This is a genomic window from Bacillus sp. CPT56D-587-MTF, from assembly GCF_058792335.1.
This window is the reverse complement of sequence record NZ_JBYTEF010000001.1, coordinates 2,711,429-2,723,434: the sequence shown is the minus strand read 5'-3', so window position 1 is coordinate 2,723,434 and position 12,006 is coordinate 2,711,429. Positions and strand designations below refer to the sequence as shown.

General features: G+C 35.9%; 12 protein-coding genes and 1 pseudogene. 11 read left to right on the top strand and 2 right to left on the bottom strand.

The window, feature by feature from the left end:
* Nucleotides 1-23: 23 nt before the first annotated feature.
* Nucleotides 24-464 (bottom strand): Lrp/AsnC family transcriptional regulator, encoded by a 441-nt coding sequence (locus AC3WVZ_RS13965; protein WP_233936508.1) that lies wholly within the window; start codon nt 462-464, stop codon nt 24-26.
* 167 nt (nt 465-631) lie between these two features.
* On the opposite strand from AC3WVZ_RS13965, the pseudogene AC3WVZ_RS13960 reads away from it, so the two are divergent.
* The 3 genes and pseudogenes from AC3WVZ_RS13960 to AC3WVZ_RS13950 all read left to right on the top strand — a co-directional run bounded on the left by AC3WVZ_RS13960 (nt 632) and on the right by AC3WVZ_RS13950 (nt 4,197).
* A pseudogene (locus tag AC3WVZ_RS13960) lies at nt 632-1,396 on the top strand (SDR family oxidoreductase).
* 319 nt (nt 1,397-1,715) lie between these two features.
* Nucleotides 1,716-2,282 (top strand): TetR/AcrR family transcriptional regulator, encoded by a 567-nt coding sequence (locus AC3WVZ_RS13955; RefSeq protein WP_001072320.1) that lies wholly within the window; start codon nt 1,716-1,718, stop codon nt 2,280-2,282.
* 58 nt (nt 2,283-2,340) lie between these two features.
* Nucleotides 2,341-4,197 (top strand): alpha/beta fold hydrolase, encoded by a 1,857-nt coding sequence (locus tag AC3WVZ_RS13950; RefSeq protein WP_233936507.1) that lies wholly within the window; start codon nt 2,341-2,343, stop codon nt 4,195-4,197.
* Nucleotides 4,198-4,421: 224 nt separating this feature from the next.
* Here AC3WVZ_RS13950 and AC3WVZ_RS13945 read toward each other — a convergent pair whose 3' ends face one another.
* Entirely contained in the window at nt 4,422-4,967 is a 546-nt protein-coding gene (locus tag AC3WVZ_RS13945; RefSeq protein ID WP_233936506.1) for a dihydrofolate reductase family protein, read from the bottom strand.
* A 348-nt stretch (nt 4,968-5,315) separates the two neighbouring features.
* Between AC3WVZ_RS13945 and AC3WVZ_RS13940 the strand changes: the two genes are divergently transcribed.
* From AC3WVZ_RS13940 to AC3WVZ_RS13905, 8 genes are all read left to right on the top strand, one after another.
* Complete coding sequence (locus tag AC3WVZ_RS13940; protein ID WP_050229045.1) at nt 5,316-5,825, top strand: DinB family protein; 510 nt, start codon at nt 5,316-5,318, stop codon at nt 5,823-5,825.
* Nucleotides 5,826-6,329: 504 nt separating this feature from the next.
* Nucleotides 6,330-6,635, top strand: a complete 306-nt coding sequence (gene arsR / locus AC3WVZ_RS13935) for an arsenical resistance operon transcriptional regulator ArsR (RefSeq protein ID WP_002026021.1) — start codon at nt 6,330-6,332, stop codon at nt 6,633-6,635.
* Between the two features lie 60 nt (nt 6,636-6,695).
* On the top strand, nt 6,696-7,133 hold the full coding sequence (locus AC3WVZ_RS13930; RefSeq protein WP_001271013.1) for an ArsI/CadI family heavy metal resistance metalloenzyme: 438 nt from the start codon (nt 6,696-6,698) through the stop codon (nt 7,131-7,133).
* An 18-nt stretch (nt 7,134-7,151) separates the two neighbouring features.
* Nucleotides 7,152-8,192, top strand: coding sequence for an ACR3 family arsenite efflux transporter (arsB, locus tag AC3WVZ_RS13925; protein WP_233936505.1), 1,041 nt, complete (start codon nt 7,152-7,154; stop codon nt 8,190-8,192).
* A gap of 20 nt (nt 8,193-8,212) precedes the next feature.
* Entirely contained in the window at nt 8,213-8,617 is a 405-nt protein-coding gene (arsC, locus tag AC3WVZ_RS13920) for an arsenate reductase (thioredoxin) (protein ID WP_000428364.1), read from the top strand.
* A 323-nt stretch (nt 8,618-8,940) separates the two neighbouring features.
* Nucleotides 8,941-9,951: a LacI family DNA-binding transcriptional regulator gene (locus AC3WVZ_RS13915; RefSeq protein ID WP_063220651.1), complete on the top strand. Its 1,011-nt coding sequence runs from the start codon at nt 8,941-8,943 to the stop codon at nt 9,949-9,951.
* Nucleotides 9,952-9,992: 41 nt separating this feature from the next.
* On the top strand, nt 9,993-10,424 hold the full coding sequence (locus tag AC3WVZ_RS13910) for an RbsD/FucU family protein (RefSeq protein ID WP_233936503.1): 432 nt from the start codon (nt 9,993-9,995) through the stop codon (nt 10,422-10,424).
* 59 nt (nt 10,425-10,483) lie between these two features.
* Complete coding sequence (locus AC3WVZ_RS13905) at nt 10,484-11,989, top strand: sugar ABC transporter ATP-binding protein (protein ID WP_233936502.1); 1,506 nt, start codon at nt 10,484-10,486, stop codon at nt 11,987-11,989.
* Nucleotides 11,990-12,006 lie beyond the last annotated feature (17 nt).

Sequence of the window (12,006 nt, the reverse complement as noted above, 5' to 3'; positions counted from 1 at the left end):
GGAGGATAATACGTATCCCTTTGTTAGAACGACAATTTCTCCTCAAACTCACTCTTTAAAACAATTAAAGGAGATGACAAGCCAAATTGCATTAAGGAGTCTAAAAATGTAGCGAGAGAATCCATCGAATCGCTCATGACCTTTATCATATAATTAAACTCCCCACTAATTCGATATAAATCTGTTACTTCAGGAGCGGCATTACAAAATTGAATAAAATCAGAGCATTGGCTCGTTTTAAACATGATGAATGCTTGAATGTTTTTATTAATTTTTGCAGGCTCAAATTTCGTTCGATAAGCCGCTATAACTCCTTGATCTTCAAGTTTATTAATACGCTCTTTTACAGCAGGTTGCGTCATGGATATAATTCGTCCTATTTCTGAAACGGAAATTCTCGCATTTTCATACAACAAGTTCATAATTTTATGATCGATTTCATCCAGTTTTACTGTGTTTTGCATTGTGTAGCCTCCTTATTTTGTTTTCTAAAGTGAATCATAAATTATAACTATAATATCATAAGTGAACGAACTAAATTACCTATAAATCTATATTTAAAATGATTGGTTTTTGCATGAAAATATAAGTATGGCATTCATCAAACGGAAATTTAGGAAGGATGGAAGAAATGAAGAATCTTAATGGAAAAGTAGCATTAGTAACAGGAGCGAGTCGCGGAATTGGCCGTGCGATTGCGATGAGATTGGCGAAAGATGGAGCATTAGTTGCGATTCACTACGGTCGAAATAAAACAGCTGCAGATGAAACGATTAGTGAGATTGAATCTAATGGAGGAAAAGCGTTCTGAATTGAAGCTGAACTCAATTCAATTGATGGTGTCAAAAAGCTAGTAGAACAGTTAAAGCATGAATTACAAATAAAAGTTGGTACATCAGAGATTGATATTTTAGTAAACAATGCAGGGATAGGTACACAAGGAACGATTGAAAATACGACAGAAGAAGTTTTTGATGAAATCATGTCTGTAAATATGAAAGCACCATTCTTTTTAATCCAGCAAACATTACCATTAATACGAGCAGAGGGTCGCATTATTAACATTTCATCAGCTGAAGTAAGGCTTGGTTTTACAGGCTCAATTGCATACGGCTTAAGTAAAGGTGCGCTTAATACGATGACACTGCCTCTAGCTAAACATCTTGGAGAAAGAGGTATAACAGTGAATACAATTATGCCTGGATATACGAAGACAGATATCAATGCAAAATTGCTAGATGATCCGGAAATACGAAATTTTGCTACCAACTCATCTGTGTTCGGACGAATAGGGCAAGTTGAAGATATTGCAGATGCAGTAGCATTCCTTGCTTCTTCTGATAGCCGCTGGGTAACGGGGCAGATTTTAGATGTTTCTGGCGGGTTTTGTTTATAGGGTCACTACTCCATAGCCATCAAGCTAATCTAGTAATTTATAGAAAGATAGGCATACTAAAGAAGTCTATTAAAACGTGATTTTTTCGCTAGGCAACTTGAATCAGGGGGCATTTCTTTTTCTTAAGTTGACGGGTATGTATGGTGCCCCCGATTAGACGATAGTGAATGAACAATTTCGGGGTTCAGTTCAACTTTATTCAAAATAAGATTTTTTGCAGTAAAATCAATGTTAGTGGAACTTTTTTAAAAATTAACATAAATACTTGCAATATTTAAATTAGTACTATATAGTTCTAGTTATGACAAAGATAAAATTAATGAATCAAAAACGTGTGATTGAAGTAGCTGCAACATTATTTTTAGAAAAAGGGTTTGCTTATACAAGTATGGATGAATTAGTACGTGTAAGCAAAGTTTCAAAGTCTAATGTGTATTATCACTTTTCTAATAAGGAAGTATTATTAGAAGGGGTCGTTGATTATTGGATTGAAATGTATCAATCTGCAATTGATGACGTACTTTCTCAGAACCAATTTTTAGTTGAAGATCGTATCCAACTGTTTTTAAAGCAATTATCACAAGGAGTTCAATCGAGAGAGTATAAGGGAAGCTGTCCATTTATTACTCTTTATATTCAAAGTCCTAAACAGGCCACGCAAATAAAAGAAAAAATAGGTCTTTTTTTTACAGGATTACAAAAGAAAGTTTCTCTATTACTTAAACAAGGGGTAGAGAATGGAGAATTTAGAAATACGATTAATATTGATGAGGTTGCATCACTTTTTATTACAAATCTTGAAGGAGCGTTATTTATTTCAGAAACATTGAAGGATGCAACTGTAATCACGAAAACAGCAGATCATTTTTTAAAATTGCTTCGATAAAAGAAGCATTTTTTTTACATCAAATTAGTACTAAGTAGTACTAAAAGGGGGATTTTATATGAGAACAGTATTTTTAACTGGTGGAACAGGCTTTATTGGAAAGCAATTAGTAAAAGAATTAGCCAAAGAGGATGTTAAAATTCTTCTTTTAGTGAGGTCGAAAAATAAAGCAACACGCCTTTTTCAAGAAAGAGGCATCTTAAAAAAGGAAGTTATGCACTTTATTGAAGGTGATTTGACGAAAATAGATTTAGGTCTAAGTGCTGAAGATAAGGAGAGGGTATTGAAAACGGATGTGATTATTCACGCAGGAGGCCCCATGGATATTCAAGCGACAAGTAAAGAGGCAGCTTCCGTATTTTTAAATGGCGCCAAACATATTAGTGAATTAGCTAAAAGTATTCATCAATTGAAGGGTTTGCAACAATTTATTCATGTTGTAGGTTATATGAGTCCCTTTGATGATAAAAATAGCAAGATTACAATTGATGTGTTTAAAGAAGGAAACAATTACTTGAAAATAAAAAATCCATATGAGAGAACAAAATTTTTAGCAGATCTTTATATCCGTCAGCAGGCATCAGCAGTAGGTTATCCGCTTTCTGTAATTAATCCGCCAACTGTAGTCGGTAGTAGTAAAACAGGGAGTACAGAGCAGATAGCAGGATTAGGTTTGCTTGTGCTGAGTATGCGAAGAGGGCTCATGCCAGTGATTCCTGGAGGTAAGGGATATAGGTTACCACTTATTTCAAACGATGAGCTTGCGAAGTTTATTGTGCAGGTTTTCAGATTGGAGCAACCGACTATTCAAACATATACACTTGTTGAAGACAAACAGCACGATCAAAACATTGCTGAATTATTAAGTATTATGTCGGAAAGTATGAATATGAGGGCACCAAAAATCTCTGTTCCAATGCCATTTATGAAAGCAATTATGAATAGTGGAGGAAGTAAAATAACAAAAATTCCTTCTGATGGACTGAATTTTATTACAAAACAAAAATTTTCAAATGTTTCAGCGAAAAAAATTATGGGAGGAGATTGGTTTAAGAAGACGAGTGTAATGAAATTTTTCCCTGCCGTAGTAGCTGATCTGGATTATCGAATAATGTATCAAAATGGCCGGCATAATCATTTATTTAAACGAACATTATGCGATAACACTACCCTTTACCAATTACAAGGAAAGGGTAAACCGTTTATTTTATTACATGGTTTATTGAGTGATGGAGAGGATTTATTTCCTTTAGCACAAGAGCTTCATGAAAAAACTGGTCAACCTGTATGGATCTTGGATCTTCCAGGTTTGGGACGGTCTCCTTTTAAACGAGAGAAAAATCTTCTAGATATCTATTTGAATGTAGTGAAAAAGTTATTGGAGAAAGCTACGAATGGTGCGCATCTAATTGGACATTCATTCGGTGCGTTTATTCTTCTGGAAGCATTGGTACAAGAGTACATAGATAAGAAGTATTCAATCACTTTACTTCAGCCACCTGTTGCTAAAAAAAATGCTAAATCGCTAAATGTTCCTCAAGTTATGAACAAATGGACATTAAAATTAGCAACTACTAATTTGATAGGGCGTTATTTATTAAGTAATGGTTTGTTTGAAAGTACGGAGAGCATCCCTGAACATTATATTGAAAAGATAAGTAAAAGTTTTACTTCTCCTAGAATTTTAAATACTACGGTTCAGCTTAACAGTTTACTACTGAAAAACGATCAAGGTGATTTCAATGAAGTAACAAAGTATAATCTTCACATTATTTGGGGGGATTATGACAGAGCCTATTCTGCTCCATCGCATCTTGGTAAGGTTGATTTTGTTCCATATGGCCATCATTTTCCTCTTAGCCACCCGAGTGAAACGGCAACATTAGTAATAAAAAATAGTAATAGTAGCAGATGAGAGTGTGGGATAAATAAAAAGTGTGTAGTAAGATCGTTGTGTCTTTGAAATAAAATCGTACTGTTTGGAGTCCCGCGAACAAGACGCGAATTTTGCACGCTAAGCAAAAAAACAATAAGCTGTCCACATGGACAGCTTATTTACATTATTCTCGTTATTGGAAGTTATTTTTAACTTTTCCTGATCTGAAAGAGTCAATCTTTTTTTATATAATTTATCAATAATTATTCTTTTTTCTCCGGCTGATAGGAAAGAATAACGACACCTGAACTGGTCGTTATTGTTTCTATAAGTTTTAATGCTTTTGTATTGCTCTGGTCTTTAAAGAGACGCTTTCCGCTTCCTACGATAACGGGATTGATTATAAAGTGATATTCATCAATGAGGTCATGTTGCATCAATGTCTGTATAAGCTCACCACTACCATAAATTAAAAGGTTCTGACCGGGCTGTTCCTTCAGTTTCGATATTTCTTCTACAATATTACCCTTGATAAGATTTGCATTCCATTCGTTTTTTTCCAAAGTTGTTGAAGCAACAAATTTAGGTATGCTGTTCATCTTATCAGCAAAACCCTCTTCATCAGTCATAGAAGGCCAGGCAGCTGCAAAACCTTGATAGGTTACTCGCCCTAGTAGAAGCGCTTCACTTTCAAACAGTAAATCGGATTGAAACTTTGCTACTTCTTCATTGAAATATGGAGCAGTCCAAGCTGGTTCCTCCATGACACCATCTAGTGAGAGGTACATCGATACAATTATTTGTCCCATTTTGTTCTCCTTTAATTTTAAATTGAGATTTTTACATATTGGTAACACAATTATTAATTCTCCAGCTAGAGAAATTCTCCCTTTTTAATAGTTTCGACAAAATGTATTTATATATGTTTCGGAATAATCTAATATATATTAATAACTTTGAAATATTGTATAACTTCTAATTTTTATGCATCATTGATTAGCATTGCTTATTGTGCTAACGAATCAGGATAGTGTGGCGACCGACTAAATAGTTGCTTATCCTCATTTATTAGAAGGGAAGTTCTATCATTTCGCGAATTTGTTAGACATAGACGAGCGCTATAATTTTCTATATCTACATATAAGAGGTGACTACGCATGAATCAAAGACCGTCAGAAGAAGAATACGCCGGAAGCTCCGGCGAATATATCCGTTTGGTGCCGGACGGTAACATCATCGATATTCTGCTCGCCCAGGAAAAGCAAATGACCGAGCTCCTGGCATCGTTGACCGAAAGCCAGGCCGCATATCGGTATGCGGAAGGGAAATGGACGCTGAAAGAAGTCGTGGGCCACATTGCAGACGCGGAACGCGTCATGACCTACCGCCTGCTCCGGTTCGCAAGAGGGGACCAGACACCTCTGACTGGTTTCGATCAGGAATTGTTCATACCTCCTTTCGGAAGCTGGACAACCGCACAATTGGCCGAAGACTACCGGGCCGTACGGCAATCAACGATCACATTGCTGCGCGGGCTACCGGCTGAGGCGTGGACCCGCAAGGGCACAGCCAACAACCTAAGCATTACGGCGCGCGCCCTCGCGTACGGCGTCGCAGGACACGAACTTCATCACATGGCGGTCATCCGAAATCGGTATTTGAGTTAATTGCCGGCTGAGGCCATTGGAATGGAACTAACACCTATCATACAATCTTTTAGATACCGTTCTTATGAGGGGCCCGCCCCACAACCATCTTAGACAATTTTTGAAATTAAAAGCACGTTACTATTCTCTTATGTTAATGAGAAAGGTTGACGTGCTTTTTATGAATATGCACCAAAAACAAGAGCATATCGATTTTTCTCATTTTGGGGTATTTGTTTTTCTTAGATTGAGGGTGATGGGGCACTACTCTATAATGATCAAATTAAAATTTAAAATAGTTATAGAGACTCCATTTCTCGGAAATATTGTAACTATTAAGTTGTAAAAAGAACCATAGTTTTTCATTTTTGAAAAGGTTATGGTCTTTTTTAATTGTAACAAAGATATGATGCGAGGAAGTTTTTTAGATAAATCAAAAAAACTTGATTAATAAGTTGCATATAGAACTCATCTACGTATATACTATAAACATCAAAAAAAGTTGATGAAGGGAAGTGAACTACAGTGGCACAAAATTTTCAGCTCTATGAGAAAAAGTTTAAAGCGTTGGCGGATCAGAAACGTTTAGAAATCATGTATGAACTTTGCCAGCGAGGACAGACGTGTGTATGTGATTTAACAGAAGTTTTTGAAATGACGCAATCTAAATTATCATATCATTTAAAAATTTTATTAGATGCAGGTTTGATTGTAAAAGAAACAAAAGGTACGTGGAGTTATTATGATTTAAATGATGCGGAAGTGAATAATTTATTATCAGAAGAATTGTGCTGTATCTTTAGAAAAACAGGGAAAGGTAGTTGCTGTTAAAATTTTGAGTTATTAATCAAAAAAATTTGATTAATGATATATAAAAAGGAGGAATAAGGTATGAGATATGTTCACGTCGGTATAAACGTTACGAATTTAGAGAAGTCTATTGAATTTTATGAAAAGGTATTTGGTGTTTCACCAGTTAAAGTGAAAACAGATTATGCAAAATTTTTATTAGAGACGCCAGGACTTAATTTTACGCTGAACGTGCGAGATGAAGTGAAGGGAAATCAGGTAAATCATTTTGGTTTCCAAGTGGATACAGCTGAAGAAATTACATTGCATAAAGAACGATTAGAAAAAGAAGGTTTCTTCGCGCGTGATGAGATGGATACGACTTGTTGCTATGCAGTGCAAGATAAGTTTTGGGTAACAGATCCAGATGGGAATGAGTGGGAATTCTTTTATACGAAAGCAGATAGTAATGTTCACAAAATTGAAGAGTCATCTTGTTGCGCGACTTCAAATGAGGTAGCTAAAAATTCTTGTTGTTAATAGGAGATGGAAAATAGAATGAAACATTTATCTTTTCTAGACCGATATTTAACACTATGGATTTTTCTAGCGATGGCTGTTGGGATTGGTTTAGGGTTTGTGTTCCCTAGTGTAGTAGACGGACTGAATACATTACAGGTTGGAACGACGTCTATTCCGCTTGCTGTTGGTTTAATTGTAATGATGTATCCACCGTTAGCGAAAGTTCGCTATGAGGAAATGGGCCGAGTATTTAAAGATGTAAAAGTGTTAGTGCTATCTTTAGTACAAAATTGGATTATTGGTCCGGTACTTATGTTTGTGTTAGCAATTATTTTTCTTCCTGATAAACCAGAATACATGGTTGGTCTCATTATGATTGGGTTAGCACGTTGTATTGCAATGGTAATTGTTTGGAACGATCTTGCTGATGGGGATAAAGAGTATGCGGCAGGTTTAGTTGCTTTTAATTCGGTATTCCAAATGCTCTTTTTCTCAGTTTATGCATACGTATTTGTAACTGTAATTCCAGAATGGTTAGGGATTGAAGGTGCTATTGTCAATATTACAATGATAGAAGTAGCAAAATCAGTATGTATCTATTTAGGAATTCCTTTTATAGCAGGTATGTTGACACGCTTTGTACTAGTTAAGTTAAAAGGAAGACAGTGGTATGAAAAAGTGTTTATACCTAAAATTAGTCCACTTACATTACTTGCATTGCTATTTACAATCATCGTTATGTTCTCTTTAAAAGGAGAGATGATTGTTAGCGTGCCACTAGATGTGGTAAGAATAGCGATTCCGTTATTAATCTATTTTATTGTAATGTTTTTTGTTTCTTTCTTTATGGGAAGAAAAATTGGTGCAAACTATCCGGTGACGACAACGTTAGCATTTACAGCAGGTAGTAATAACTTTGAGTTAGCAATTGCTGTAGCAGTTGGTGTGTTTGGTATTCATTCGGGCGCAGCATTCGCAGCTGTCATTGGACCGTTAGTCGAAGTACCTGTCATGATTGCACTTGTAAATGTCGCTTTTTGGTTTAAACGTAAATATTTTAATGATCAATCAACTTAAAAACAAAGGTGGAAAACAACATGGAAAACAAAAAAACAATCTATTTCTTATGTACAGGAAATTCATGCCGAAGCCAAATGGCAGAAGCGTGGGGTAAACAATATTTAGGAGGTAAGTGGAATGTATATTCTGCAGGAATCGAAGCACATGGAGTGAATCCAAATGCGATTAAAGCAATGAATGAAGTGAATATCGATATAACAAATCAAACATCAGATATGATTGATACAAACATTTTAAATAATGCTGATTTAGTCGTTACACTTTGTAGTCATGCGGATTCTGTTTGTCCTTCGACACCTTCGCACGTAAATCGTGTTCACTGGGGATTTGATGACCCGGCAGGAAAAGAATGGTCTGAATTTCAACGTGTTCGCGATGAAATTGGTGAACGTATAAAACGATTTTCTGAAACAGGTGAGTAAATAAAGGAAAGAGTCAACTCAATCGAGTAGGCTCTTTTTTATGTGCTATGAAACTTCAAAATAGAACGGTATGACGGCAGTAGAATGTTGTAATAAACGTGGATTTAATCACGAAAAAAATGACTCCATTCACGTTTTTCAGGTTATCTGATGTATAGGTGAATTTTTTGAGAAAAAAATGTTTGTAAAAAGCCTTGAAATATTCTGAAAATTAAATTATTATTATCCATGTAAACTACTAAGTAATCGTTTACATGGATGGAATAAGGGTTTAAACAAAACTGAAGTAAACGATTTCTTGAAAACTAAGAAAGAGTGATGAAATGGCAAAGTCTACAATTAAAGATGTTGCAATGGAAGCGAATGTGTCTACAGCTACAGTATCTCGAGTGTTAAACGAAAGTGGATTTGTAAGTGACGACATTAAAGATCGTGTTTTTTTAGCTGTGAAAAAGCTTAATTATCAACCAAATGCGATTGCTAGAAGTTTAAAGCAAGATAAAACATACACGATTGGTGTTGTGATTCCGGATATCACAAATCATTATTACATGACAATTTCAAAGGCGATTGAAGATATTGTGCAGCAAAAGGGCTATAACCTTATTTTTTGTAGCAGTCATGAAAATCCTAAAAAAGAGGATAAATTGTTGCAGCTACTAGTGGAACAACGGGTAGATGCAATTGTGTTGGCTACTGCTGGAGGTTGTGAAGAAAGAGTAAGAAGTATTCATCAAGCTGGTGTACCAATAGTTTTAGTTGATCGGACTGTTGAGATTGGAGATTCAAAATTAGATTCGGTTGTAGAAAGTAATTTTGAAAGTGCTTATAGATTAACGAGCTATCTTTTACAACAGGGGCATCGATCGATTGGTCTTGTAAATGGATTGTTAAACGTTAGTACAGGTAAAGAGCGCTATGAAGGATTTCAGAAAGCTTTAGAAGAGTTTGGGATTCAAGAAGATGAAAACTATACGTTTAATAGCACTTTCACAAGAGAAGGTGGTATGAAAGCAGTTGATTATTTTCTTAATTTCACTGAGAAACCGTCAGCTATTCTATCTTTGAACAATGAAATGGCATTTGGTGTTCTTCTTGAATTAACGAGGAGAGGCTACTCTGTACCAGAGGACATCGTGATCGCTTCTTTTGGTGATGTGGAAGCAGCACAATTATTACAAGCGCCTGGGATTATATCGGTAGCGCACAAACCATACGAAATGGGAGAAAGGGTAGGCGATATATTACTGAAACGCTTAAATAATGAAGAAGGTCCCTTTAATGAAATATTTACACCGAGGTTACAAATAGATGCACAAAGTGTAAGTAGTTGAAACGTATTTTCGTTAAGATAAAAATCGGAAGGGAGATAGAAATGCTAAAAGGAATACCGAAAATAATGAGTCCGGATTTAATGAAGGTTCTTTTAGAAATGGGGCATGGGGATGAGATTGTTTTAGCGGATGGCAATTTCCCCGCTGCCTCTTGCGGGACGAAGCTCATTCGATGTGAAGGTCATGGGGTTCTTGAAGTATTACAGGCAATTTTGCAATTCTTTCCACTCGATACGTATAGTAATCATTCTGTTTCATTAATGAAAGTCGTAAAAGGGGATCCTACCACGCCCTCCATTTGGGAAACATATGATGCGACAATTAAAAAATATGATACTCATTTTGATGGTTTTGAGATGAGTGACCGCTTTGCATTTTATGAGAGGGCAAAGAAGGCGTATGCAATTGTTGCAACGAGTGAAAGTGCTCTCTATGCCAATATGATTTTAAAAAAGGGCGTGGTTACTGATTAACGCATTATTAAACTAATATATTGTTTCATTAAAAATTTGATAGGGTAGTAGGTGATAGGATGAGTGAATTATTGCTGAAAATGGATGGAATTAGTAAAGCGTTCCCTGGAGTGCAAGCGCTTTCTAATGTGCGATTTGAATTGAAAAAAGGCGAAGTTCACGCACTTTTGGGAGAGAATGGAGCCGGAAAATCTACATTAATGAAAATTTTAACAGGAATTTATCAAAGAGATGCTGGAACCATTGCGTATGAAGGAAAAGAAATAGAGGTTCCAGATACAAAAGCAGCACAAAGACTCGGAATCAGCATTATTCATCAGGAACTTAATTTGGCTCCGCATTTAACAGTTGCCCAAAATATTTTTATTGGAAGAGAACCTAAAGGGCTATTTAATCTTTTTTTGGATGAAAAAGAACTCAATAACAGAGCGAAAAAACTATTTGAAAGGTTAAACATTCATCTAGACCCAAGAGAATTGGTAGGCAATTTAACAGTTGCGAAACAGCAAATGGTGGAAATCTCTAAAGCTCTTTCTTTTGATTCAAAAGTACTGATTATGGATGAGCCAACCGCAGCTTTAACGGATACTGAAATCGATGCATTATTTGTTATGATTCGGAAATTACGACAAGATGGTGTGGGAATTGTATATATCTCTCACCGCATGGAGGAGCTTAAGAAAATTACGGACCGTGTATCGATTATGCGAGACGGTACATACGTAGGAACGATGAACACGAAGGATGCAACGATTGAACAAATTATTTCCATGATGGTTGGAAGAGAAATTGATAACAATCAAAAACCAGAAATGAAAGAGAGAACGAGAGAAAAAGTGTTTGAAGTAAAAAATTTAAAGAGAGGGAACACGATAAAAGATGTAAGTTTTGAACTGTATAAAGGGGAAATCGTTGGCTTTGCTGGATTGATGGGTGCTGGAAGAACAGAAGTAGCCCGTGCCATATTTGGGGCAGACCCACTAGATTCAGGGGAGATTTTTATTAAGGGAAAAAGACAGAATATTAAAAATCCTTCCGATGCAGTACAACATGGAATTGGCTATTTGTCTGAAGATCGAAAACAGTTTGGACTTCTAGTTGGGATGGATGTCAAAACAAATATTGCAATGGCATCGATGAAAGATTATGTAAAACCTTTCGGCTGGATGCATGTATCGAAAGTGGATCAACAATCTGAGGAATTAATTAAGAGGTTAAAAATAAAAACACCATCAGGTAATCAATTAGTGAAAAATCTTTCAGGAGGGAATCAGCAAAAAGTTGTTATTGGCAAGTGGTTGACTAGAGATTCAGATGTCTTAATCTTTGATGAGCCTACTCGTGGTATTGATATCGGGGCAAAAGACGAAATTTATAAGTTACTACATGATTTAGCACAGCAAGGAAAATCTATTATTATGATTTCCTCAGAGCTTCCTGAAATTTTAAGGATCAGTCACCGCGTGATTGTTATGTGTGAAGGCAAAATAACAGGAGAATTGAAAAATGATGAAAAAGCATCGCAAGAAGCAATTATGACTCTTGCAACAAAACGAATGATGTAATGAATAGTAACGGATGA

Bases quoted from the DNA above. Each gene is read 5' to 3' on its own strand.
- AC3WVZ_RS13915 (WP_063220651.1), top strand. From the start codon at position 8,941: ATGGCAAAGTCTACAATTAAAGATGTTGCAATGGAAGCGAATGTGTCT.
- AC3WVZ_RS13940 (WP_050229045.1), top strand. From the start codon at position 5,316: ATGAATCAAAGACCGTCAGAAGAAGAATACGCCGGAAGCTCCGGCGAA.
- AC3WVZ_RS13955 (WP_001072320.1), top strand. From the start codon at position 1,716: ATGAATCAAAAACGTGTGATTGAAGTAGCTGCAACATTATTTTTAGAA.
- arsC (WP_000428364.1), top strand. From the start codon at position 8,213: ATGGAAAACAAAAAAACAATCTATTTCTTATGTACAGGAAATTCATGC.
- AC3WVZ_RS13905 (WP_233936502.1), top strand. From the start codon at position 10,484: ATGAGTGAATTATTGCTGAAAATGGATGGAATTAGTAAAGCGTTCCCT.
- arsB (WP_233936505.1), top strand. From the start codon at position 7,152: ATGAAACATTTATCTTTTCTAGACCGATATTTAACACTATGGATTTTT.
- AC3WVZ_RS13930 (WP_001271013.1), top strand. From the start codon at position 6,696: ATGAGATATGTTCACGTCGGTATAAACGTTACGAATTTAGAGAAGTCT.
- AC3WVZ_RS13965 (WP_233936508.1), bottom strand. From the start codon at position 464: ATGCAAAACACAGTAAAACTGGATGAAATCGATCATAAAATTATGAAC.
- AC3WVZ_RS13950 (WP_233936507.1), top strand. From the start codon at position 2,341: ATGAGAACAGTATTTTTAACTGGTGGAACAGGCTTTATTGGAAAGCAA.
- AC3WVZ_RS13910 (WP_233936503.1), top strand. From the start codon at position 9,993: ATGCTAAAAGGAATACCGAAAATAATGAGTCCGGATTTAATGAAGGTT.
- AC3WVZ_RS13945 (WP_233936506.1), bottom strand. From the start codon at position 4,967: ATGGGACAAATAATTGTATCGATGTACCTCTCACTAGATGGTGTCATG.